General features: G+C 38.4%; 18 protein-coding genes and 3 rRNA genes. 1 reads left to right on the plus strand and 20 read right to left on the minus strand.

Going from position 1 to position 25,759, the window contains the following annotated elements; translation table 11 throughout:
* Window positions 1–6 precede the first annotated feature (6 nt).
* The 17 genes from H9L01_RS00245 to H9L01_RS00325 form a co-directional block, all read right to left on the minus strand.
* Window positions 7–636: a redox-sensing transcriptional repressor Rex gene (locus H9L01_RS00245; protein ID WP_187533968.1), complete on the minus strand. Its 630-nt coding sequence runs from the start codon at window positions 634–636 to the stop codon at window positions 7–9.
* Between the two features lie 57 nt (window positions 637–693).
* Entirely contained in the window at window positions 694–1,698 is a 1,005-nt protein-coding gene (gene tsaD / locus H9L01_RS00250; protein ID WP_187533969.1) for a tRNA (adenosine(37)-N6)-threonylcarbamoyltransferase complex transferase subunit TsaD, read from the minus strand.
* 2 nt (window positions 1,699–1,700) lie between these two features.
* Complete coding sequence (locus H9L01_RS00255) at window positions 1,701–2,123, minus strand: GNAT family N-acetyltransferase (protein ID WP_187533970.1); 423 nt, start codon at window positions 2,121–2,123, stop codon at window positions 1,701–1,703.
* Complete coding sequence (gene tsaB / locus H9L01_RS00260) at window positions 2,120–2,683, minus strand: tRNA (adenosine(37)-N6)-threonylcarbamoyltransferase complex dimerization subunit type 1 TsaB (RefSeq protein WP_187533971.1); 564 nt, start codon at window positions 2,681–2,683, stop codon at window positions 2,120–2,122. Before tsaB ends, H9L01_RS00255 begins: the two co-directional genes overlap by 4 nt.
* The gene (tsaE, locus tag H9L01_RS00265) at window positions 2,680–3,105 is read right to left on the minus strand and encodes a tRNA (adenosine(37)-N6)-threonylcarbamoyltransferase complex ATPase subunit type 1 TsaE (RefSeq protein ID WP_246449075.1); all 426 of its coding nucleotides are present in this window, start codon (window positions 3,103–3,105) and stop codon (window positions 2,680–2,682) included. Before tsaE ends, tsaB begins: the two co-directional genes overlap by 4 nt.
* A 153-nt stretch (window positions 3,106–3,258) precedes the next feature.
* Complete coding sequence (locus tag H9L01_RS00270; RefSeq protein WP_187533973.1) at window positions 3,259–6,420, minus strand: DEAD/DEAH box helicase; 3,162 nt, start codon at window positions 6,418–6,420, stop codon at window positions 3,259–3,261.
* Between the two features lie 187 nt (window positions 6,421–6,607).
* A 5S ribosomal RNA gene (gene rrf / locus H9L01_RS00275) occupies window positions 6,608–6,721 on the minus strand.
* 76 nt (window positions 6,722–6,797) lie between these two features.
* Window positions 6,798–9,705 (minus strand): 23S ribosomal RNA (locus H9L01_RS00280).
* A gap of 292 nt (window positions 9,706–9,997) precedes the next feature.
* Window positions 9,998–11,538: ribosomal RNA gene (locus tag H9L01_RS00285) — 16S ribosomal RNA — on the minus strand.
* The 16S, 23S and 5S rRNA genes sit together here, the layout of an rRNA operon.
* Window positions 11,539–11,753: 215 nt before the next feature.
* A complete protein-coding gene (locus H9L01_RS00290; RefSeq protein WP_246449077.1) occupies window positions 11,754–12,539 on the minus strand; it encodes an ABC transporter ATP-binding protein in 786 nt (261 codons plus the stop codon).
* 2 nt (window positions 12,540–12,541) lie between these two features.
* Window positions 12,542–13,435, minus strand: a complete 894-nt coding sequence (locus tag H9L01_RS00295; RefSeq protein ID WP_187533974.1) for an ABC transporter permease — start codon at window positions 13,433–13,435, stop codon at window positions 12,542–12,544.
* A complete protein-coding gene (locus H9L01_RS00300) occupies window positions 13,435–14,388 on the minus strand; it encodes an ABC transporter substrate-binding protein (protein ID WP_187533975.1) in 954 nt (317 codons plus the stop codon). The genes H9L01_RS00295 and H9L01_RS00300 overlap by 1 nt, the downstream gene beginning before the upstream one ends.
* Before the next feature lie 291 nt (window positions 14,389–14,679).
* A complete protein-coding gene (locus H9L01_RS00305; RefSeq protein ID WP_187533976.1) occupies window positions 14,680–15,618 on the minus strand; it encodes an ABC transporter substrate-binding protein in 939 nt (312 codons plus the stop codon).
* A 222-nt stretch (window positions 15,619–15,840) separates the two neighbouring features.
* Window positions 15,841–16,383: a ClbS/DfsB family four-helix bundle protein gene (locus tag H9L01_RS00310; RefSeq protein WP_187533977.1), complete on the minus strand. Its 543-nt coding sequence runs from the start codon at window positions 16,381–16,383 to the stop codon at window positions 15,841–15,843.
* A gap of 4 nt (window positions 16,384–16,387) precedes the next feature.
* A complete protein-coding gene (locus H9L01_RS00315; RefSeq protein WP_187533978.1) occupies window positions 16,388–17,197 on the minus strand; it encodes a MerR family transcriptional regulator in 810 nt (269 codons plus the stop codon).
* A 107-nt stretch (window positions 17,198–17,304) separates the two neighbouring features.
* Window positions 17,305–18,600 (minus strand): uracil-xanthine permease family protein, encoded by a 1,296-nt coding sequence (locus tag H9L01_RS00320; RefSeq protein ID WP_187533979.1) that lies wholly within the window; start codon window positions 18,598–18,600, stop codon window positions 17,305–17,307.
* Window positions 18,601–18,769: 169 nt separating this feature from the next.
* A complete protein-coding gene (locus H9L01_RS00325) occupies window positions 18,770–19,726 on the minus strand; it encodes an ABC transporter substrate-binding protein (protein ID WP_187533980.1) in 957 nt (318 codons plus the stop codon).
* 289 nt (window positions 19,727–20,015) lie between these two features.
* Here H9L01_RS00325 and H9L01_RS00330 point away from each other — a divergent pair, with 289 nt between their 5' ends.
* Window positions 20,016–21,767 (plus strand): M3 family oligoendopeptidase, encoded by a 1,752-nt coding sequence (locus tag H9L01_RS00330; RefSeq protein WP_187533981.1) that lies wholly within the window; start codon window positions 20,016–20,018, stop codon window positions 21,765–21,767.
* 104 nt (window positions 21,768–21,871) lie between these two features.
* On the opposite strand, the gene H9L01_RS00335 is transcribed toward H9L01_RS00330, so the two are convergent.
* From H9L01_RS00335 to H9L01_RS00345, 3 genes are all read right to left on the minus strand, one after another.
* Entirely contained in the window at window positions 21,872–22,621 is a 750-nt protein-coding gene (locus H9L01_RS00335) for an alpha/beta hydrolase (protein WP_187533982.1), read from the minus strand.
* A 100-nt stretch (window positions 22,622–22,721) separates the two neighbouring features.
* Window positions 22,722–23,027, minus strand: coding sequence for a DUF898 family protein (locus H9L01_RS00340; protein ID WP_187533983.1), 306 nt, complete (start codon window positions 23,025–23,027; stop codon window positions 22,722–22,724).
* A gap of 291 nt (window positions 23,028–23,318) precedes the next feature.
* Window positions 23,319–25,598 (minus strand): family 10 glycosylhydrolase, encoded by a 2,280-nt coding sequence (locus tag H9L01_RS00345; RefSeq protein WP_187533984.1) that lies wholly within the window; start codon window positions 25,596–25,598, stop codon window positions 23,319–23,321.
* Between the last annotated feature and the right edge of the window lie 161 nt (window positions 25,599–25,759).

Raw genomic sequence — 25,759 nt, forward strand, 5'->3', positions numbered from 1 at the left:
CCTCAATTATCGTATGTTATTTGTTTGGAATATTAATTCTTGGACAGTTGAAACAACGTCGACAGTCTTAACGACAACGTCTTTAGGAACTTGAATATGCTCACTTGAAAAGTCAACAATTCCAACAATTCCCATATCAACCAGTCTATCGATTGTTTCCTGAACATTTTTAGAAACAGTTACAATCGCAATACGGCACCCTTTAGGTACTCGTTCTTCCAATTCACTCATGTGATAGATTGGAATATCTGATACTTCACCTAATTTATTCGGATCAATGTCAAAGGCACATGCTATTTCACCCACAACATGATTCCATCGATTATAATTTAAAATTGCACGACCTAAATTACCAGCTCCGACAAGAATTAATTCTTCTTCAAAGCTAACTCCTAATAGATCATCAAACGTATCGATGAGTGTTTTCACATCATAACCATATCCTTGTTTCCCTAAGGAACCAATGAAAGAAAAATCTCGACGAATTGTCGTAGATTCGATATCCACGAAGAGTGCAAGCTCTCGTGATAAAATACGTTCTACTCCCATATTATAGAGTTTACGCAACGCCTTAAGATATATAGGGTATCGTTGCATTGTTGCCTTAGGCACATTTGTTATATTGTTTGTACTCATGATATCACCACCGTGTAAATCATATCACAAAGTCTTCGGAAGTTGAATGTGAAACAATTAATAAGTGTGAAGTTGTATGTTAGAATTTGCCGAAATTTCACAATCTCCGCTAATTCCCATACCTTGAGCAATATGTCCTGCAAGTCCAATCATGGCCGCTTGATCCATACATGCCCACAATGGTGGTTGAAGAATGTTCAATTCTGGATAAACTTCTTTGAGATCTTCAACACGTTTTCTAACTTCTGAATTGGCTGCAACACCCCCTGCAAGAACAAATGATTTCACATCTAATGTATCCAATGCACGTTGCACGCGGGACATTAATTCATCGACTGCAGCATGTTGAAATGCATAGGCCACATCTTCCACAATCACCTCACGACCTTCGCGTTCTTCACGAAGTGTCAATTGACGAACTGCAGATTTTAAACCACTAAATGAAAAATCAAGGGGGTTATCTGTTTTAACTTTAGGAAGCTTGTAATTTGCCTTACCAGTTTTTGCTAGTTTATCAATAACGGGACCACCTGGGTAACTCAATCCAAGAAGACGCGCAACTTTATCATAGGCTTCTCCTACAGCATCATCTTGAGTTTTTCCGATAACTTCAAACGAATACTCTTTGTCCATGAATACAAGCTCAGTATGTCCACCAGATACAACAAGTGCAAGAAGTGGAAACTTCAATTCACCAACAAGTTTATTGGCATAGATATGACCAGCGATATGATGTACTGGAATCAAAGGCACATTTAACGACCAAGCTAATGTTTTCGCAGCCATAACACCAACATGAAGTGAACCAATTAATCCAGGTCCTTGAGTTACCGCAATGGCATCAATATCTTTCAATGATACATCAGCTTTCGTTAATGCATCTTTAATGGTTACGTTGATATTTTCAACATGAAGACGCGATGCAACTTCTGGGAAGACACCACCATACTCCTTATGAATATCAATTTGAGATGCAACCGAGTTGCTGAGTACTTCAGTACCATCTTTAATAATCGCACACGATGTTTCATCGCAGCTAGATTCTATTGCTAAAAGTAACATAACTAAATATCCTTTCTCATTACTACAGCATGTTTGTTTGCACCATAATAATGTTTTCTTTGTCCGACTTTCACGAAGCCGTTTCTTTTATAAAAACGTATGGCTTGACGGTTCTCATCATGAACCTCAAGCATCATAGGTTTATTTAAGTTTAATTTTAGAATTGCATCGAAGAGTTTTTGACCATTTCCTTGACCTTGTGCACTCCGATCAACACCAATTTGTAGAAGTTCAAGCAGATCTCCCACTTGACGTACAATCAAAAATCCAATAAGCTCATCCGAATCTTCCATGCATAAACAATAGGAATCATCACGCTCAATCTCATCGCGATAAAACTGGTACGGCCAATGTGCAGTCAGTACCGCTTCATCAATTTTAAGTACCGAACTTAAATCATCTGGATTAATCTTTCGGATCATCATTTCAAGTAGTTTGGAACGAGTAAATCCGGATTCTCGACAATATTCCACATATCACGAACTTCAAGAATCTGACTGCAGATATTTCCATATTCAGTTTCTTTACCTACTAGAGATAAATCACCAAATAGTGGTTGGTTAATTGTCTCAAGTTCATCGAGTGTATAAACACGTTCATCCTTGACGTTACCTTTTTCAATGTACGCACCAAAGACACGCTTAGAACGCGCATCAATAAATGAGAAACCATCTTTCATGCCTGCTAGAGATAACAACGTATCAACTGTATATATCTTCATTTCTGTATTAACAAGAGACCATGTCTTCACAAAAGTTAGTCCAATTCTCATTCCAGTATAACTTCCTGGACCATTGGTCACAACGACTTCATCAATATCACTTGATTGAAGATTCGCCTTTTCCAAAACTTCACTCACGAATGTAATCAAGTATTCTGATTGTCGCTTTCCAACATTTTCCTGTTTGTAAGCAACAAGCTTCGAATCAATCGCAACGCCTGTTACCAAACATGTATGTGATGTATCAATAATTAATGTATTCATGCCTCTACCTCACTCACTGTAATTTCACGTACCGTTTCATCGATGTACTTAATATTAATGTCATAATCAACATTGAAATCCAAATCATCGAGGAAACTTCCCCATTCAATCACGATTACTGTACGATCATCCATCAAATCAAAAAGACCTAAAGAATCTGAATCTACCCCTTCAAGTCGATATGCATCAATATGTTTTAAATCCAAACGCCCTTCATATTCTTTCATGAGCGTAAAGGTTGGACTGCTAATAGTATCCTCAATCCCGAGACCTAATGCCAGTCCCTTTGTGAAAGCAGTTTTACCTACTCCTAAATCCCCTGTTAGAGATACAACGGCACCAGACTTAATCGCTGTTCCGATACGTTCTCCTAAATCTATCGTTTCATTTACTGAATTTGTTGTATATTTTTCATTTTTCATTTTATTCACCATCCGCATCATTATATCACAGTCATAGCGGTTTAAACATAATTTGGCTTAAGGATTCCCAGCTTATTTTTTGATTTATCACTAATCTTTAGTAAGAAAAAAGACATCCAAACAGATGTCTTAATTATGATTCAATTTTAAAATTTACATTTCGAAAAGTGATCGCATTTCAGCTTCACTCAGGCTCGCAATATTTCCACTGGCACCCTCAATGAACGTATCTGACAATACTTTCTTTTCTGCTTGTAACTTTTGAATTTTTTCTTCTACCGTATCTTTCATGATGAGTTGGTAGACACTTACATTTTCGGTTTGTCCAAAACGATGCGCTCGATCTGTCGCTTGATTTTGACTTGAAACATTCCACCATGGATCGAAGTGGATGACCGCTTCCGCTGCCGTAAGATTAATCCCTGTTCCCCCAGCCTTCAGTGATATCAAGAACACATCCGTATCATCGGTTTGAAATTGTTGAATCAACTCTCTACGTTTGGGTTTAGGTGTTTTACCCTCAATCACATAAGAAGAGACGGATTCCTTTGTTAGTTCTTCTCGAATTAAATCCAACATGGAAGTAAACGATGAGAAAACCAAGACTTTCTTTCCTTCTGATTTCAATGTTTTTACGAGCTCCACACACGCAAGAAGTTTTGTCGACGCTTGATCCATATTTTGATACAGAACTCTTGGTTCGCAACAAATTTGACGAAGACGCGTCAACATCGCCAAGACATCTATTTTACTTGCTTGTTCAATTCCGGTTTGTAAGGCAAGCTCTTGATTTATTTGTGCAAGATTTGCATAGTACAACTGTTTTTCCTCTTCATTAAATTCGAGTCTTAAGGTTGTTTCGATTTTATCAGGAAGCTCTGTCAGAACATCTTTCTTTAGACGTCTCAAGATAAACGGTTCAACGAGTTGTCGTAAACGCTTATGTGCTCCTTCATCCTTGTCTTTAATAATGGGTTTTTCAAATGTCTTGACGAAGTAATGATGATTGTAAAGATAACCCGGCATGATGAAATCAAAAATAGACCAAAGTTCAGAAAGTGAATTTTCAATAGGAGTTCCTGTTAAGGCAACACGATGTTGCGCTTTCAATCTTTTCGTTGTACGTGCATTTTTCGTCATATGATTCTTAATGTATTGTGCTTCATCCAGTATAGCATGACTAAATTCAAATTCCTCATATTCATCAATGTCTCTGCGCAAAAAATCATACGATGTAACAACGATTTTATAATCACGGATGTTTTGAATCAGTTTCTTTCTATCTTCTTGCGTTCCCGTAATAGCAAGTGCATTTAGATGGGGGGCAAACTTATGAATTTCATCAATCCAATTCAACATTACGGATGAAGGGCAAACAACAATTGAAGTCTTGTCAGGATTTAATGTGTCTAAATACGATATCACTTGTAGTGTTTTCCCAAGCCCCATATCATCAGCAAGAATGCCACCTAACTGGAGTGATGAAAGGTTATACAACCACTGAATACCGTCCCTTTGATAACCGCGAAGCAGTTCTTGATAACGAGGTTCCAAAGGAATATTTTCTTCTTTAAAATTTTGGAACTTATCGATAAAATTATGCACTGATGGGTCGAATGTAACATCAATTGCATCTTGATCTTCTAATTTACGTGAGACTTCAAAAGCACGAGAATGAACCATTGTTATGGATCCATCATTCAGTTCTGATAGTTGCAGGTTGTTACTCTCAAGTAACCCATTAACATTTTCGATTTCATCAGATTGAAGGTTGATAATATCTCCATTCTTAAGTCGATGGAATTTTTTCTTTTTTCGGTAGGACTTTAGCACATCTGTTAGTTCTTGTTTTGGGATTGCATCGCTATCAATATCGATTTCAAGTAAACCACCATTAATTCTTACTCCAGCACTCATATGATATGAACGAGTGTCCGTAATAGCTTTGATTGCTTCACTGACATATATATCCGCAAATCCTTGGAGATATGGAACGCCTTGATCTAAGAACACATATGTCATGTCATCGGTATCCGAGAAAATTGCAAGCCCCCTACCTTCATCAATTTCATTTGCGTAAGTCTCAATGTATTTTGCTATTTTTTCAACTTCTAAAGGTACGGAAAGCATATTTTGAAAAGCATTATATTCGCCAAAAGATGTTTCATAAGAGAGTTTAATTGCAATATTACCATCTTCATCCACATCAACAAAGACACTGGTGCTCACCAAATCCTTTTCCAATTGGAGATCGAAGGATAAGGTTTCAGAAACATTATCCAAAACATACTTTTGAAAATCATATTTTTGAGCTTCTTCAACGACAAATGAGTCATCTTCGCGAAGCAGTCGTAGGAAGCTACTTGAGTAACTATTTTCATCGAGATACACTCTTTGGATTAAGGGGCTGTTTATATTCGAGTAAATGTACATGTGTTTTTTGCCCAACAATTTACTTCGACCAAAATGATACTCAAACAGCCAATCGCCTTGACTATCCATAACACTAACTTCAATTTCTTGAAACACGGTCTCCATGCCAAAACTATAGTAACTCGGATCAATGTTTTCATAAACATCGAAAAAATCATCGAGAGAATTTTCATCAATAAGTAATCGATTCTTATCTGTGCGCCAAGAGTTATCATCATTACTATTTCTAAATGACATGAGTTTAATAAATTCTAGTTGTCGCAATGAGTCTTCATCTAGATACTTTTCATTATGAATAAAACTAAACTCTTTTCCATATTCATGGTATGCCCCATGACTCATTCTTCCGATAAAAGCCGGAATGTCTTTAATGACATATAGTTTTTGATCACCAATCTTAAATCGTATTTCGATGCCATCGTAGGCTTGTGTCACAATTTCTGTTTTCAAACGAACATTTTGCGATAGGGGTACATTTTTAATTTCATTGATACTCTTATCTTTAAACAGATCAATAACACTATCAGTCTGATTTAATTTAAATTTTCGTTTTCTTTCTTCGCGTTCAATTTCTAATTTACGCTTCAATTCAGATTCTCTTTCATCTCTATTTACATCTTTAAAATAGAATGGAAAAGATATAGGATTGCATTCATTAATTTTAAGAATCATGGCTCCAATGTGTCCACAAGCAGATTTGTTCGTAGCGTAGTCACATTTACAATGATATTGAATGATATTATTATTAGCATCTGCTTCTATCATGACAGGAAAATCCTTATCATAGACTTTTACATTTCCATCCGCACGGAAACCACCATTGAAGTTTTTATGTATGGTTATTTCTGAAACTGCATCATGAGAGTAATATGATTTTCCCATCTGAAAATTCCTATTTTCTGAGAAAATCTTTTGTATTTGTTCTGTATTAAATTTCATTTAGTCACCTTTTTCAATATCAAATTATAACACACAATATCTTTATTTATTATTAAGTGCATATCTTTTTATATTAATGAAGTCTCTTTCTGTTTTGCATAAAAAAAGACATCCATAAGGATGTCTAATTACCTGGCAATGAGCTATCTTCACTAGCGCTTGGCTAGATATTGTCGCCGCTAAAGTGCTTAACTTCTGTGTTCGAGATGGGAACAGGTGTGACCACTTCGCTAGAATCACCAGATCCTGGCATTGCTGAGAGATAATCTCTCAAAACTGAATAACAGAAATTTCGATATCTTTTCGAATGTTGTCTTTGTGTGATTAAAACCTCGACCTATTAGTATCAGTCAGCTACACATATCACTATGCTTCCACCTCTGACCTATCAACCTGATCGTCTCTCAGGGGTCTTACTACTTACGTATGGGAAATCTCATCTTGGAGTTGGCTTCGTGCTTAGATGCTTTCAGCGCTTATCCAGTCCATACTTAGCTACCCAGCGGTGCTCTTGGCAGAACAACTGGTACACCAGCGGTATGTCCATCCCGGTCCTCTCGTACTAGGGACAGCGCTCCTCAAATTTCCTACGCCCACAACAGATAGGGACCGAACTGTCTCACGACGTTCTGAACCCAGCTCGCGTACCGCTTTAATGGGCGGACAGCCCAACCCTTGGAACCTAATTCAGCTCCAGGATGCGATGAGCCGACATCGAGGTGCCAAACCTCGCCGTCGATGTGAACTCTTGGGCGAGATCAGCCTGTTATCCCCAGGGTAGCTTTTATCCGTTAAGCGACGGCCCTTCCACGCGGAACCGCCGGATCACTAAGCCCGACTTTCGTCCCTGCTCGACTTGTAGGTCTCGCAGTCAAGCACCCTTCTGCCTTTACGCTCGTCGATTGATTTCCAACCAATCTGAGGGTACCTTTGGGCGCCTCCGTTACTCTTTAGGAGGCGACCGCCCCAGTCAAACTGCCCACCTGACACTCTCCCGGATCCGGATCACGGACCGCGGTTAGAATTTCAATCATACAAGAGTGGTATCCCAATGGCGACTCCACATACACTAGCGTGCATGCTTCATTGTCTCCCACCTATCCTGTACATGTAGGATCAAAATTCAATATCAAGCTACAGTAAAGCTCCATGGGGTCTTTCCGTCTAGTTGCGGGTAACCGGCATCTTTACCGGTACTAAGATTTCACCGAGTCTGCTGCCGAGACAGCGCCCAAATCGTTACGCCTTTCGTGCGGGTCGGAACTTACCCGACAAGGAATTTCGCTACCTTAGGACCGTTATAGTTACGGCCGCCGTTCACTGGGGCTTCAGTTCAATGCTTCGATCGAAATCTAACACATCCCCTTAACCTTCCAGCACCGGGCAGGCGTCACCCCCTATACTTCGTCTTGCGACTTCGCAGAGAGCTATGTTTTAGTTAAACAGTCGCTTGGGCCTCTTCACTGCGGCTCCCTTTTACAAGAGCACCCCTTCTCCCGAAGTTACGGGGTCATTTTGCCGAGTTCCTTGGCAACAGTTCTCTCGCTCACCTCAGGATTCTCTCCTTGCCTACCTGTGTCGGTTTTGGTACGGGCCAATATATGATTAACGCTAGAAACTTTTCTTGAGAGCTGGCATCGGTTCCTTCGCTACTTCCTCACGGGTTCGCTCCTCATTACGCCTTTGCATTGTAAGACGGATTTGCCTATCTTACTGCTCCTTCGCTTAAACCAGCACTTCCAGTCGCTGGCAAAACTTAGCCTTCTCTGTCATTCCTTCACTCATATATCGGGTACAGGAATATCAACCTGTTGTCCATCGACTACGCTTTTCAGCCTCATCTTAGGTCCCGACTTACCCAGGGAGGACGAGCCTTCCCCTGGAACCCTTAGGCAATCGGTGTGTCAGATTCTCACTGACATTTCGCTACTCACACCGGCATTCTCACTTCTATACGCTCCAACGCTCCTTACGGTACATCTTCAACGCTGTATAGAACGCTCCCCTACCACTTGCATTTAATGCAAATCCGCAGTTTCGGTATCATACTTAGCCCCGGTAAATTTTCGGCGCAGGGTCACTCGACTAGTGAGCTGTTACGCACTCTTTAAAGGATGGCTGCTTCTGAGCCAACCTCCTAGTTGTCTGTGCATCCCCACATCCTTTTCCACTTAGTATGAATTTTGGGACCTTAACTGGCGATCTGGGCTGTTTCCCTTTCGACTATGGACCTTATCACCCACAGTCTGACTGCCAACTACCATCCACTGGCATTCGGAGTTTGATTATATTCAGTACCCCGAGATGGGGCCATCATACATTCAGTGCTCTACCTCCAGTGGCCTTCCATTGACGCTAGCCCTAAAGCTATTTCGGGGAGAACCAGCTATATCAAAGTTCGATTGGAATTTCTCCGCTAGCCACAACTCATCCGCTGGCTTTTCAACGACAGTCGGTTCGGTCCTCCATTTGGTTTCACCCAAACTTCAACCTGGTCATGGCTAGATCACTTTGTTTCGGGTCTACCACAATGTACTATTTCGCCCTATTCAGACTCGCTTTCGCTACGGCTCCGTCTTTTCCAACTTAACCTCGCACATTATGAGTAACTCGCCGGTTCATTCTACAAAAGGCACGCCATCACCCATTAACGGGCTCTGACTTCTTGTAAGCATACGGTTTCAGGTTCTATTTCACTCCGCTCCCGCGGTTCTTTTCACCTTTCCCTCACGGTACTGGTTCACTATCGGTCACTAAGGAGTATTTAGCCTTACCGGGTGGTCCCGGCTGGTTCCGACAAGGTTTCTCGTGCCTCGCCGTACTCAGGATACCACTAGAGTAATCGCCGCTTTCGTCTACAGGGTTTGCACCTTCTTTGACTGGCCTTTCAATGCCATTCGACTAACTTTGATTAATCCCACGTTGTGGTCCTACAACCCCATCACGAAGATGGTTTGGGCTCTTCCCGTTTCGCTCGCCACTACTCAGGGAATCACATTTTGTTTTCTTTTCCTCTTGTTACTAAGATGTTTCAATTCACAAGGTTGCCTCATCATAAGCTATGTATTCACTTATGTGTAGTACAGCATAACCTGTACTGGGTTTCCCCATTCGGATACCCCCGGATCGTTGTGTACGTACCACTCCCCGAGGCGTTTCGCCGTTCGTCGCGTCCTTCTTCAGCTCTTAGTGCCTAGGCATCCACCGTACGCCCTTACATATTTAATCACATGTAATTTCACGCCTGATCTATTTAAAATCAGTTTTTTATGTTTATCGCTTGATAAACGTGTGTTCGCTTATTTTTTTATTGCTTAAGTTACTGTTTGTTTAACTTGATGTAAATCTAGTTATTACAACTATTCGAAAAGATATTCTGTTGATAACTTTTAATGTCTATCTATCTCTTCTGTTATTCAGTTTTCAAAGATCATTCATTTCTGAGATGCTTACAGCCTCTCAAAACTAAACAGGAAACTCTTTTGTCAATTTCACGTCTTTCTAAAATATTACTCCTTAGAAAGGAGGTGATCCATCCCCACCTTCCGGTAGGGATACCTTGTTACGACTTAACCCCAATCATCGGTCCTACCTTCGACGGCTCCCTCCCTTTACAGGGTTAGGCCACCGGCTTCGGGTATTACCAACTCTCATGGTTTGACGGGCGGTGTGTACAAGGCCCGAGAACGTATTCACCGCGGCATGCTGATCCGCGATTACTAGCGATTCCGACTTCATGGAGTCGAGTTGCAGACTCCAATCCGAACTGAGACGTACTTTCTGAGATTCGCTCCACATCACTGCTTCGCTTCCCTCTGTATACGCCATTGTAGTACGTGTGTAGCCCAGATCATAAGGGGCATGATGATTTGACGTCATCCCCACCTTCCTCCGGTTTATCACCGGCAGTCTCTCCAGAGTCCCCAACTTAATGATGGTAACTGAAGACAAGGGTTGCGCTCGTTGCGGGACTTAACCCAACATCTCACGACACGAGCTGACGACAACCATGCACCACCTGTATCCGCCATAACTATTACATATCTCTATGCTTTTGCGCGGTATGTCAAGACCTGGTAAGGTTCTTCGCGTTGCTTCGAATTAAACCACATACTCCACCGCTTGTGCGGGCCCCCGTCAATTCCTTTGAGTTTTACGCTTGCGCGCATACTCCCCAGGCGGGATACTTATTGCGTTAACTACAGCACTGAATTCTATCCAACACTTAGTATCCATCGTTTACGGCGTGGACTACTAGGGTATCTAATCCTATTTGCTCCCCACGCTTTCGAGCCTCAGCGTCAGTTACAGGCCAGTTAGCCGCCTTCGCCACTGGTGTTCCTCCATATATCTACGCATTTTACCGCTACACATGGAATTCCACTAACCTCTCCTGCACTCTAGTCTACCAGTTTCTATGGCATCACGGGGTTAAGCCCCGAACTTTCACCATAAACTTAATAAACCGCCTGCGCTCCCTTTACGCCCAATAATTCCGGATAACGCTCGCCACCTACGTATTACCGCGGCTGCTGGCACGTAGTTAGCCGTGGCTTTCTGGTAAGGTACCGTCATAGTACGAGCATTCCCTCTCATACTTGTTCTTCCCTTACAACAGAGCTTTACAACCCGAAGGCCTTCTTCACTCACGCGGCGTTGCTCGGTCAGGGTTTCCCCCATTGCCGAAAATTCCCTACTGCTGCCTCCCGTAGGAGTCTGGGCCGTGTCTCAGTCCCAGTGTGGCCGGTCACCCTCTCAGGTCGGCTACGCATCATCGTCTTGGTGAGCCGTTACCTCACCAACTAACTAATGCGCCATAAGCCCATCTCTTTGTGTTGTATCCCAACTTTAATTAATTGAAGATGTCTTCAATTAACGTATCCGGTATTAGCAGACGTTTCCATCTGTTATCCCAGGCATAGAGGCAGGTTGCTTATGTATTACTCACCCGTTCGCCACTAAGTTTCGAATCTAGCAAGCTAGTTTCGAACTTCGTTCGACTTGCATGTATTAGGCACGCCGCCAGCGTTCATCCTGAGCCAGGATCAAACTCTCCATTTGATTCTTTCTCATTTTTTAACTCTGACGAGTTTGTTTTGTTTTGTTTTTATTTACTTGAAATTGACGTTTCCTGTTCAGTTTTCAAAGACCATTTGCTGCGCCGGTTTCCCTTAGCGCTTGTACATAATATCATTACCTCAACACCCTGTCAACGCTTTTTTCACTTTTATTTCAAATTTATTAAAAAAAGCAGATTTTCATCTAAAATCCGCTTTTTATTCACTAAATGAGTACTCATATTGCATAAACAAATCCATTAAATCTTGTTGATTTAGGTTTAATTTTTCTTCTTCATTGAAATCTTCAACAATATCACCACCATGAAACATGATAAGTCGATTTCCAAAACGGAGCGCATGATTTAAATTATGGGTAACCATAATGACAGTTAGGTCATCTCTTTCCTTAATCATTTTATCTGTTAGATTCATGATTGCTTCAGAACTTTTTGGATCAAGTGCTGCAGTATGCTCATCCAGCAATAATAAATGAGGATTATTCATTGAAGCCATGAGTAGTGAAAGTGCCTGGCGTTGTCCGCCCGATAGTAATCCAACCTTCACATCCAACTTATCTTCTAATCCCATATTTAATTGAGATAGCATTTCAATATATTTCTTCTCATTCGCACGATGTCCTAACGACTTCAGATTAAACAATCTCCCTTTTAGTTCAGATAATGCTAGGTTCTCTCTAACGGTTAATGATGGGGAGGTTCCCATTTGCGGATCTTGGTATACTCTCGATATATTTTGAAATCTCTTAAAGTCAGGTTTTTTAAGAATTGATGTTCCTTCAAAAATCACGTCACCACTATCACTTTCAACTTGACCACAAATTACATTTAGGAGTGTTGACTTACCCGAACCATTCGATCCAATGACAGTTACAAAATCGCCCTGTTTCACATTTAAATTTAAATCTTCATAAAGAACTGTTTCCGATACGGTTCCAACGTTAAATTTCTTCCCTATATTATGTAGTTGAATTATTCCATCCATTTTTACTGTTCCTTCATCTTTCGTCTTGGTAATTTCGTAGATAAATTATTAAGTACGATTGCTCCAACAAATATTATTACAGTCGCAAGTTTCATCATCTTAGGATCCATATTCATACGTATTGCGATCGCAATAATAAATCTATAGAGAATAGAACCCACGATTACCATAAATGTCATACTGCATTTTTTCTTCCTTAATAATAGGGTTCCTAAAATAACTGATGCTAGACCCAGAACAACCATCCCTGTTCCCATGGAAATATCGAATGATTTTCCAACCGAAACTGCTACACCACCCGATAAGGCAACGATGCCATTTGAAAGTGCCAATCCAAATATTTTCACTTTTCCAACATCATGACCCAATGATGCTACTAAATTTTCATTGTCTCCAGTTACTTTCAATAAGTAACCAAGACGTGTTCTCAAGATGAAATCAATAAAAATTTTCACACCCACCACGAGGAGAACCATTACGATTAGTTGATAGTTATTTACAATAAACGATGGAGCATTCATTGCCTCTAACCAATTTGTATCAAAGAGGTTTGCATATTTAAATAAAGCAATGTTTCCTTTACCACCAATAAGTAGATTTATTGAGTATAATCCCGTCATTACCAAAATCCCACTTAACAATGCCGTTATCTTAAATTTAACATGGAAAATACCAGTCATCATTCCCGCTAAGACGCCTGCCAAGAGTGATGCAATTAACGCAACCCAAGGATTGACACCTTGAATTATCAGTACTGCACTTACGACCGCACCTAATGGAAATGTTCCATCAACTGACAAATCGGGAATATCCAATATTTTATACGATAACATAACACCCATAGTCAGAATCCCATAGAGAAGACCCTGTATCAATACATCAATTGCAAATGCCATTATTCTTTCACCATAGCTCTTTCTAGTACAGAACCAGGAATTTCAATTCCCAATTCTGTTGCGATTTTTTGACTTACCATTAATTCAGTTGACGTTGCAGTCACAACTGGTAAATCCTTGATTTCTTTTTTATTTACAAGTATATCAACAATCATCTCACCAGCTTGTTTTCCTAAACTCATGTAGCTTACAGAATCACTCGCGAAGATTCCTTGATCAAATTGCCCTGATTCAGCCATAAATACAGGAATATTTGTTTTTAAACCCGCATCAACCACAAGCCCTGTCGAAGCAGCAACTGTGTTATCATTAACGATAAACATTGCGTCAACATTTTGTGCAAGTTGCGAAACAGCCATTGGTAGCTCATTACTTTGAGAAATACCTTTTTCTACAATTTCTAATCCAAGTTCAGAAGCGAACGCTTTGATATCTTTAACTTGGTTTGTACTATTGATTTCACCTGTATTGAATGGAATTCCAACCGTTTTCACGTTTGGCGTAATTTCATTAATAAGCTCGAATTGTTTTTTAAGTGGTGGCATATCGCTCACACCCGTAACATTTCCTTCAGGCTGATTTACATTTTCTACAAGTCCCGCTTGCTTTGCATCTGATACTGCACTGAATACAATGGGTATTCCAGTTCCCTCCGCTGCATTAACTGCAGCTTGTACCGACGGTGTTGCTACTGCAAATATTAAATCCACTTTGTCATTTACAAATTGCGATGCAATTTGTTGTGCTGTTGATACATCTTCATTTGCCGTTTTGATAACCACTTCAAAGTCGTCACGTTCCTTTAGTACCGAATTCATACCATCAAATGAATCATTTAGCGCTGGATGATCTCCCCACTGAATGACACCCACTTTAAATTTTTCATTTCCTTTAGCTTGGCATCCCGCCAAAATAAACATTGTAAGTAAAACAATTAATATATTCTTTTTCATAGTCTCTATCCTTCTCTTCTATATTCAACAAAAAAGCCGTGTATCTACACGGCCAAAATAAACGTTTAGAAGATTTAGTAATGAGCCTATGTAGATTTTAGTAACACAAAACAGCTAATATCCACTCGGCTATTAACTGATTAACTAAAATAATAATAGTAGCTCCATTGTTGGGCTTGTGTATTAAGTAATATGTTGTCTTTCATATGAAGCACCAACCTTTCCTTGATAGAATAACAGACATTTTCATAGTTATCAATAGTTTTACATAAATTTTTCATTTCTTTTTCACTATTCAAGATATTCTTTCAAATCTTCAGGAATTTCAAGTCCGTATGTTTTAGTCATCTTCTCATTAATCCGAATGCGTGTAGTTTTTGCTTTTTCAACGGGTATTTCAGAAGGTTTCCGTTGTTTGTTTAAAATGTCAAAGATCATATTTCCTGCTTGGTTTCCAAGTTCTGTATAGCTTATCGAGACAGTAGCGAGAACTCCTTCATCAAATTGTCCATCTTCCGATGCAAATACCGGAACTTGATTAGAACTTGCTTGATCCACAATCAATGAGGTATTACTAACGTTCAAGTCATCTGTAATTAAATACATGGCATCTACCTTTTTCAAAAGATTGGGAAGTCCCAGTGCAAGTTCTTGCCCATTGGTTACACCCATACTTTCAACATCAAGTCCCAAGTGTTTTGCTTCGGATTCCAGCAGCACTTTTTGAAACTCACCATTGCTGTCACCCGTTCGATAAACCAATCCAACCCTTTTACTATCTGGCATTATTTTTTTCATCAATTCCAGTTGTTGTGCTACTGGAGCTCTATCAGTTACCCCCGTTATCTTATCAGTTGGATGTTCCATATCATCAACAAGTCCTGCTGCCACTGGGTCGGTTACCGCAATAAATACAACCGGTATTGATCCATCAAATACATTAAGTGCCATTTGTGCGGATTGTGTCGTAATCGCATAGATAACATCTACACCCTCATCTTTTAGTGCTTGAGCATTTATCATAATGTTCGCTGGATCTGATTGGGCATTTTTCAATACTATTTCAACATTTTCCTTTTCAAGAACCTGAGCCATACCGGCGTACGAATCATTCAGCGATGCATAATCCCCAAACTGAAGCACGCCTACTTTATATTCTGCAGAAGACTTCGAGCTGCATCCCGTTAACACCAATAAAACAATTAATAATAAACTTAATCTCTTTCGCATAACCTGCTCCTCCATAAAAAAAGGATCGTGTGTCCACGATCCTCAATGTAATATCAATAACATTTGATGTGCCCTACGACGAAAAGGGCGGCAATAACTTGCTTCCCTTGATTAACTTCGTCTGTTGCTCCATCGTTTATTTATCATCATTGTTATTACCTCTTTTAACTAAGATATCACAGTTGATAATTAAAATCTATAGTTTCTGTAAAATATTGTTAGTTATTTCATTTCTTTCATTGTTTTTTCATGTTTTCGAATCTTCTTAATTGCCCAATCATAATGACTTGCAGTAGATGAAACGCAGTAGCTACCTAAAGTGGTGCCTCCTGTCCATTTGAACACACCCTTGGAAAATAACTCATCATTAGAGAATGTATCAATCATTGCCATTACTTTTTCGTGACTCTCTTTTAGAAGTGCATTGGCTTCTTCGTATGAAGTATCCTGGTGTTTAGCAATGAACGCTTCATTCATCGCACCATAAGTTTTCCAATTATATGGTGCAGGCAAGAAAGGTGTTTCAACTCCTGCAACATTTTGATCCACCCAGTTTAGTAATAACTGATGCCACTCGTAGAGATGAATGAGTACATCTTTAATATTTTTATCTCTTTTCCAATGTGCTTCCTTGTATTTATCCCCTTCAAACTGAAAGTCTGCTTTTAGATCTTCATCATTTAACTTATTGAGTAAGTTATATAGTTTTTCAAAATTATCATTACTTTGCTCTATTAAATCTTTCTTAGTTGTTGGTCTTGCCATAATATTACTCCTTTTCTGTAATTATATATCCTGCTTCAGTTATCCAATCATTCGCATTTTCACTTTGAGCTGGTGAGACAATCGGAATGTTAACCATAACTCCCGACAGTTCCAGTCCATGATGTTCTGCCCATCCAGCCAAAACTTCACACACCTGATTCATTTGATTATAGTCACCCGCAAACACAGTGGATACCATTTTAAATGACGGTTCACATTGATATACGTCTTCACTCAGTCTCGACTTAGATATATCTATGGATATTTGAACTTCGATATCTATTTGTTCTAATTTATATTCTTTATCATGATAAATTGTCATACACTGATACGGATCTGAAAATATAACGGAATTATCAGTTGTTTTTTCATAGAGCTCATCCCATAGAGATGCTTCACCGTAATAATCTGTAACATTTTTACGAACACTTATTACGTTTCTAGCTGGTATCTCTTTAACACTAACATGATACTTTTCAAAGGATTTCTTTTCGTAAGACATTGAATTCAACAATTGCAGTTTGGCTTCCATTTCTATGATATCTTCCTGCAACTTATTTCGCCGCGACTCAAGTTTATTTTCAACAAACCCTTGATCATGACTTGAACTAATTTCCTTTATTTCTGCCAAAGAGAAACCAACTTCTTGAAGAACCTTAATTCTATTTAAATCCTTTATCTGATGACTACTATAATATCGGTATCCTGTAAGTTCGTCATGCTTATAAGGTAAAAACAATCCTAGATCTTCATAATGATGAAGTGTTCGGATCGTCGTATTCGTAATTTTTGAGAAAGCACCAATCCGAAACATAGACCACCTCGCTATATCTCTATTATAATCTCTAACACTACGTGAGAGTCAACACCCATCTCTAAAATAAAAAGGCGTCACATTTTGTGATCGCCCCTTGCTTATGATTATTTTTTTACAATTAGGTTTAAAATTTGGTTGAGTAAAATTCCGATAATAGCTGCAAGGCTCATTCCTGACAATGCAACTCCGCTCATTATTTCCACACTTGCACCACCCAACCCAACTACAAGCATGCTTGATACGATAACAAGATTTTTCATATCTGCAAGATCAGTATTATCTTTGATTAACACTTTGATTCCGTTTGAAGCAATCAATCCGTATAGGATGATTGTCATTCCCCCAATTACAGCCCAAGGGATACTTGCTATAAATGCTTGAATCCACCCTAAGAATCCAAGGCAAATCGCAATTACTGCTGCAAGTCCTATTACCCAAACCGAACCTACTCCAGTCATTGCAATAACGCCAGTGTTTTCTCCATAGGTAGTATTTGCCGGTCCACCCAATGCAGCCGACACGAAGGTCGCAATCCCATCACCTAATAGTGTTCTATTAAGTCCTGGATCTTCAAGAAAATCGTTTCCTGTAATTTCACCCAGAACAATATGGTCACCAATGTGTTCCGCAATCGTAACAAGTGCAAGTGGTGCAAAGGCGATGACAGTTCCAAAATCAAGCTTGTATGTTCCTAACACTTGAAAATTTGGAATTTGAAAGAAACTATAACCGTCAAGAACATGTTTAATATCAACAAGCCCTGTAAGAACTGCAGTAATGTAACCTACTAAAATAGCAATTAGGAATGGAATTACTTGAATAAACCCTTTTCCTTTAAGCGATACAAGAACTACTGTTGAGAATGTTACGAGTGCAACAAGTGGCACTTTCCATTCTGCACCCACAACACCTAAATATTTCCCTTGTTCAACAAGGGGTTGGATTCCTCTTAATCCTGATTCTACCACCGCATTGGGTGCAAGTGATAATCCAATAATCACAATCATCGGTCCAATGACTACCGGAGGAAGAAGTTTCTTAATCCATCCACTTCCTGTAAACGAAATAATAATAGCAATTAATACATAGATAAATCCAACAACCATCAGTCCAGTATAAGCACTTTCTGGTCCACCTGTTGCCATGATTGCTGCGGAAATACTTGAAATATATGCAAAGCTACTTCCTAAATAAACGGGAGCTTTTGCTTTAGTACAAAGAATATAAATTAATGTTCCTATCCCACTACATACTAAGGCAACCCCAATATCTAATCCTGTCAATATCGGAACAAGAACTGTTGCTCCAAACATTGCAAATACATGTTGAAAACTTAAAACTAACCATTCAAGTTTTGATTTTGGTTTCTCATGAATACCAATACGTAACCCATTCTCCATATAACTTCCTCCTGTGCAATCGCAAAATAAAAGAGCGCATGTGCGCCCTCTAAGGATAGTTTAAAGAATAAAAACTTATGTCATATTCTTTATCCTTGCCATAGTCTCGCTATGACTTAAAGGACTGCTTGCTAATAATATAGCATAAAACAATTTAAAACCCAATGCTCTATTCAACTATTTTCGCATTCTTATAGTTATTTGTGTCTATATCGAATTTTTCTGCGACTAATTTATTGAGAATTAGCGTGGTTTCACGACTTTGATAGACACCAAGCGACTCCGGTTGAACATTCTCGATAAGGATTTTTTCAATCATTTCTCCCGCTTTTTTTCCCAATTGTTCATAACTTAACGATTCAGCCGCAAGAATTCCTTCTTTCATTTGGCCATCTTCTGATGCAAAGACAGGAATACTTTGTTTCGTAGCCAGTTCAGTGATTGTCGATGTTGCAGATACGACCATATTATCTGTAATGTTGTAGATTGCATCCACCCGACCTAACATCTGAGTAACTACTGTTGATACATCTTGAATGTTAGAAATTCCCACTACATCAAGTTCTACACCAACACTTGGTGCAATTTTTTGTAAAGCATCAATTTGAACTGTAGAATTAATCTCACCCGTATTATAGATTATTCCAACTTTTTTTGCCTCAGGCAAAATATTTTTGACAACCATTAATTGTTGATCAGCAGGTGCTAAATCACTCACACCCGTAACATTACTTCCAGGATGATTTAAAGAATCAACCAACTGTGCCTCAACAGGATCGGTTACTGCATTAAAAATCACAGGAATGCTTGTACCTTCTGTAGCATAATATGCAGATTGTGCTGCGTTAGTTCCAATAGCATAGATTAAATCATACTTGTCCGATACCATACTTTGCGCAATTAAATCCGCATCTGCAACATTTCCTTGAGCATTCTTAACCACAAACTCTGCATCCTTACCGTATTTTTCTTGCCAATATTCTTGTGCTCCTCTAACTGCCGCATCAAGTGAGGGATGTTCCGCAATCTGAATCACACCTATCCGATACTTACTTTCGTTGCTTGCCTGAGCCGTACATCCTGCAAGTAATACCACACTCATCATCATTACTAGTATTTTTTTCATAGTCTCTCCTTCTCTCAAATAAAAAAGCCACTCAATGTGGCTGATTGATTTAAGAAAGGAAGCCACATTGATTTAACCAAAGACAAAAGGTCAATATCAACGGGCGACATTAACCTAGTTTCTAAAGATAAAAAAGAAGCTTAATTGCATTTGAATAGTCTGTATCATAATCCAAACCTTCCTTGAGACTATAATATCATCCCTTACATTTGTTTGCAATACTTTTCATTATCTATGTAAACATGTTTCATTTAGTGATATAATAGGCGGAGAAAAGGAGATACTAAATATGTATACTTGGTCTTTAGATGAACTCTATAAAGGATACGATGAATCCTTCGATACAGATGTAAAAAAAGTATCAGAAATTATCACATCACTTAATCAACAAGCACTTAACTTAAACAACAAAGAAGATTTAATTGCTTTTATGAAACTGGATATTGAATTCAACAATCTTGCTCAATCACTCGTTAGCTTCGTAAGCTTAAATTTAGCTACCAATGCTACCGATACCATTAGCAATCAAAAATATAGTCAATTGATGCCTATGTTTAACGAGGCTACTAAAGCATATGCTTATTTTAAAAAGTTCTTAGCAGAGAATAAAGATAACTTTGATGAATGGGTTCTCGAAGATGACTTCCTTAAAGAACATGAATTCATTCTTCGTGAAATCATCAGTAACAGTCAATATAACCTAAATGAGGATGTGGAAGACGTTATTGCAAAAATGAAACTTAACGCATCCTCTAACTGGTCAAAATTACAAGGATACCTTGGATCAATGGCTACCATTGAATATGATGGTAAAACTCATACTCTTTCCTCAATTCGTAATCTTGCCTATTCACATGATGCGAAAACACGTAAAGAAGCATACGAAAAAGAACTCGAACTTTATACTAAGATTGAAGATGCCATTGCATTTGCATTGAATAGTATTAAAGGAGAAGTTAATACTCTTTCTGCACTTCGTGGATATGAAAACGCTCTTGAACAAACACTTATCGCATCACGTATGTCAAAAGAAACATTGGATGCATTGATGGGAGCAATCGAGTCATACCTTCCTACATTTAGAAAATACCTTAACCATAAGGCTGAACTTCTTGGACACACCAACGGACTTCCTTGGTATGATCTTTTCGCACCATTTGAAACAAGCAATCCTAAAGAATATACAGTTGAAGATTCTCGCGAGTTCATTTTAGATAGTTTTGGACACTTCTCAGATGACTTGCAAGAAATGGCACGTAAAGCCTACGATGATCGTTGGATTGATTTCTTACCTCGTGAGGGAAAACGTGATGGAGCATTCTGTTCAAATCAACCACAAATCAAACAAAGCCGTGTTCTTGCAAACTTTGATGGTTCAATTTCTGATATCGTTACGATAGCTCATGAATTAGGACACGCATACCACGGAATGATGATTGAGGACTTATCAATCTTAAATACAAACTATACAATGCCTGTTGCAGAAACTGCATCAACATTCTGTGAAAATATCGTCTTCAATGCTGCTCTTAAAACTGCAAGTGATGAAGAAAAACTTGTCTTAATTGAAAACTCAATTTCTGACTTAACTCAAATCACGGTTGATATCATGTCACGCTACAAGTTTGAAAGCGAAGTCTTTGAGAGACGTCAAACTGAGTTCTTATTTGCAGCTGATTTAAAAGAAATCATGTTGCAAGCACAACGTGATACATACGGTGAAGGCTTAGATCCTGAATTCTTACATCCTTATATGTGGGCTTGCAAGGGTCACTACTATAGTGGTGGACTCAGTTACTATAACTTCCCTTATGCATTTGGTGGTTTATTCGCGCTTGGTCTTTATGCACAATTCGAAAATGAAGGGGCATCATTTGTCCCTAAATATCAAGCACTTCTCAAAGCTACAACAACCGCATCTTGTGAAGATGTAGCCATGATGGCTGGAATTGATGTTACTCAAGAAGCATTCTGGAAATCAAGTCTCGATGTTGTTGCAAAACGAATCGACGATTTCATTGCATTAACACCTATTAAATAACAAAAGAAAACATTAATCTAAACAACCCTAATAGGGAGTCAAAGATTAATGTTTTTTTGTCTAAACCCAAAGTAAATTATCGTCTTCGATCTTAAATATATTCATTACTCCGAAAGAGTTTCCATTTCTTTTATAAATGTTAAACCTCTCCCCAACGCAACACTAAAGTAATCCCAATTGTGCTCACCATCATGATAGTAATGTTCTGATACCTTCGCATGATTTTTTAGTTCACTTACAAAACGTTGCACATTTTCAACAGGAACAACTGGATCAATGGTACTTGCTTCAACATAATAATTTACAGATGTATCTTTTAAAAATGATTGTGGGTGAGTTGCCTTCCAAAGACCGTGGTCAAATTCATTGGCATCGTTTCTGAAAAGGCCCCAATCTGATGTGACAGTTTCATCCGTAACGTCATACCAAACTGCCGGTGCAATCGCAAAAACATTCTTAAACTTATCTGGATGTTTTAGGGAAATACGCAGTGCACCATGACCTCCCATTGAAATTCCACCAAGGTTTAATTCATCGTTGCAATGATATTTATCTTGAATCATTGGAATCAAATCTTCAAGAATTGCGGATTCCATATTTAATCCAGAACCATTGAAATAAAACGAATTGAAACCATCAACAAAAACGACAATTTGTTGGATATTTAAACGGTCTAAGTGTTCTTTCGCAAGACCCTTATCGACAACATTCGTATGATTACCATAGGCTCCATGAAATAAACATAGTACCGGTAAATGAGAATCATCACTCCATGATTCAGGTATATAAACACTATAATTCCAATCAAGTTTTAAATTCTTAGAATACATTGATGTTGCAATAATTTCACTCATAAATTTACACTCTCTTTTCTCTATCTATAGTTATATCATGAATTGTAACTTTTGGGGCGAAGTTCCAGAAATTATAAAAGAAAAGATCTCTTTCGAGATCTTAAGAAACAAAATAAGTATGTTCTGTTTTCCATTCAATAACTTTGATATGGACCCAGAAGCTGTAGATTCCAAATGTTATCATCGTTAAGAACCACCATAGAATCCAATGAGTGAAAAGACTTCCTGCACTCCCATTAAACATAAGTCGCTTACCTTCAATAACACTATGTTCTATTTCCCATCGATAGGAACGAACAATAGCCCATGGTGTACCCAAACCTACGGTAAAGATAACGATTAATACATTTGTAATTTGAAGACCGATGTACGACCCTAAACCGCCATCGAAATATGATTGTTTCATAATCTATTCTCCTTCTTTTATATAAAGTTTAAAAGCACTTATTTAAAAGTGCTTAGGCATCATTAATTAAACATGTGGAAGATGTTGCCCATAAAAATAATACCATACTTTCTCCAATTTGTATCTTACATTGTTGTAATAATACACTAACACAACGAAAAAGACGACATTCTGGGAAAATGCCGTCTGTGTAGTGTCTGTTTGGAGACAGGAGTCACTACAATATTATTTTATATTATTTTCGGTATTTATGAAATAATTGTGACAAGAATCTAGTTTAAGGTCATCAATTTATTGCATTGATTTTTTCTTACGACTATAAAGGACAAGAATTGATCCCATCACAACTAGTCCACCCACCATAAACATTGAGGTGGATGATACACCTGTTCCCGGTAGTTTGCCTTCTGGGTTCACTTCTGGATCTGGTTTTACCTCTGGATCAGGTTTCACTTCTGGATCTGGTTTTACCTCTGGGTCTGTAGGAGTATCTGCTTCAACATTAACTACCACATTACCTTCGAATATTTCATCAGTAACTGAAGAGGATACTTTAATATTTACTGTGTACTCTCCTACTTTACTCAAATCAACTTTTTGGGAAAAGTCTGTCGTAATGATTGTTTCATGATTTGAAACTATTTTTACAAGTTCTAGTAATTCTGTTTCAGTCAAACCACTGTTTAGTTTTACCTTGATTGATTTCTCTGTCAAAGTAACACTTAGAGGTTCTATAACTTCAGCTTTCACTCCTGTTGTTTCAACATAAGCCTTATCAAGAACAGTAATTGCATATGCTGCATTCACATCTTCTAAGTCATAAATATTATTTTTACCTGCTTCAAAGTTTACACGATCTACAATGTTACCTGCCGCAATTATTTCTTCTACAGTTTGACTTGGAGTTCCTTTGTAGATGACATAGAAACGTGCATTATTGTTTAAAGCATCCGTCCATACAAGTTTGCCATCTTTAATTGAAGCAGATTGCAATGGACTTGTATCTTTCGGTGATAAACGTTTATGGCTTGGTGTTAGTGAAGGTTTACTGAATGAATCAGATTTTAGAATATCGATACTGTCATTTTTAGCTATATTTCTTGGACGTAAAGCTTCATCTAAAGAATCAATATCTGATTTCACAATATCAGCATAACTATAGATTGAGCTACCGGATATGTTTTTTAATTTTTGATTGAATTTCATTTGATTATTTATTTCATCAGGATTCATCCAATCAGCATCCCAACCACCATTACTTGTATGTTTGTAGTTAGCATGTCCAACATATAATTTAACATCAGTTCCCTCAACAACTGAATCCCACCAACGCGCAATTTCTCCATATGGCGCAGCAGGTGCTGAGAATGACCAATAAATCTGTGGCGAAATATAATCTAGTTTTCCATCTTTAATCCATTGGTATGTATCAGCAAAGATTGTTTTTGAATAACTTTGAGATGATCCTGCTGGAGTATTTGATCCACGAGGATCATTTGCTTTGTGTTCCCAAATTCCGAATGGGCTAATTCCAAATTGAACTGCCGATTTCGTAGTTTGGTTATGTGTTTTTAAAACATCATTCACAGCATCTACAAGCTTGGTGACATTATCACGACGCCATGCTTCAATACCTGCAGGAGTATCATCAAATTCACCTTTATACTTCAAGAATGTTTCTCGATCTTCTTCGAAAGTGCCAAACACATCTGACCCTGGAATATCTTTTCCTTCTGGATCTTTACGAAGTGCACCCTTGTAAGGATAGAAGTAGTCATCATAATGAACAGCATCAATATCATACTTTGTTACGACTTCTTTAACGGTATCAGCCACATGTTTAATAACTTCCGGTTCACCAGGATTTAAAAAGAGTTTCCCTTGGAATTTTAATACTAAATGTGGATTCTTGACTGCAAAGTTATCATTTGATAAATGTCCAAGTTTATTTAAAGCTTCAACTTGTTCTGCAGGGGTGAAGTTCTTAACTTCTTCTGCGGTATATCCAAGTGCTACGACTTGCGATAAGATAGCTGGTGCATCAATATCAGAGTTTGTAACACGGTAAGGATTAAACCATGCGTGGAATTCCATTCCACGATCATGAGTTGCTTTTACCATGTATTCAAGTGGATCATAATTAACGTCTTGACCTTGTTTACCACTTAAAAATTGTGATGTAGGATTTAATTCAGATGGATAGAATGCATCAAGTAGAGGACTTACTTGGAATATCACGGCATTCATATTCCATGATTCCATTTGATCCAAACGTTCTTCATATTTATTGATAAACTCTTCTTCAGTATTCACCTGTGGAAAGTGGAGGTTGAAGATTGTAGCAATCCAAGATGATTTGAATTGCACTCTTTCCTGAACATAGGTGTTAGGAATCTTAACACGTTCATCAGATCCCCCATAGAGATAAACAGGTTTACTTTCATCGTAACCATAGGTTCCATCGGCATTCTTTACATACCGATTCAATTCTGTTTCCCCCTCATCCGCACTGACGGCTGTTGTTGCAAAAAACATCAATACACTTAAAACTGCAATGAACAATTTTTTCATGCTCTCCTCCTGTTAGCGTTTACAAGTCACATTATACTGGAGTGAAATTAAATTTCAAGTATTAATTATTAACTTTGTAATAATATTGTGTAACCGATATCATCAATGCACACTTAAACCTTGGTAAAATCGTAATTAAATCATCAGAATTTTTTTATTAC

The organism is Erysipelothrix inopinata, assembly GCF_014396165.1.
In the GTDB taxonomy this organism is placed as follows: Bacteria; Bacillota_I; Bacilli_A; order Erysipelotrichales; family Erysipelotrichaceae; genus Erysipelothrix; species Erysipelothrix inopinata.